1 protein-coding gene is annotated in these 502 nt (G+C 69.9%); it reads left to right on the top strand.

Features of this window, described 5'->3' with window-relative positions; translation table 11 throughout:
* Window positions 1-502, top strand: a 502-nt coding sequence (locus CWO89_RS45135; protein ID WP_130584481.1) for an ADP-dependent NAD(P)H-hydrate dehydratase, incomplete at both ends; no start/stop codon positions are given.

Raw genomic sequence — 502 nt, 5'->3', positions numbered from 1 at the left:
CGGCGCGCTGCGGGCGGGAGCGGGCCTGGTGACGCTGGCCTCGCCGAGCGATGCGCTGGCGGTGAACGCCGCGGCGCTGACAGCGGTGATGGTGCGCGCGGTCGACAATGCGATCCAGTTCGCCGATCTCCTGAACGACAGGCGGCTGAACACGAGCGTGATCGGGCCCGGTGCCGGCGTCGGCCCACGCACGCGCGATTTTGTCCACACGGCTCTCGCGGCGAAGCGCAACCTGGTGCTGGACGCTGATGCGCTGACCAGTTTTGCGGATGCACCGGAACGGTTGTTCGAGGCGATCAAGGCATCGGACGGGGCACAGGTGGTGCTGACGCCGCATGAGGGCGAGTTCCCGCGGCTGTTCAGCGACATCAGCAACAAGCATCCCGGCCGCTCCAAACTCGAGCGTGTGCGCGCCGCCGCCGAGCGCTCCGGTGCGGTGGTGCTGTTGAAGGGACCGGACACGGTGGTCGCCGCGCCCGATGGCCGCGCCACCATCGCCTCC

The sequence above is a fragment of the Bradyrhizobium sp. Leo170 genome, assembly GCF_004296405.1.
Classification (GTDB): Bacteria; Pseudomonadota; Alphaproteobacteria; order Rhizobiales; family Xanthobacteraceae; genus Bradyrhizobium.
Note: the sequence above shows the minus strand (reverse complement) of the source record. Positions and strands in the feature narration are given on the sequence as shown.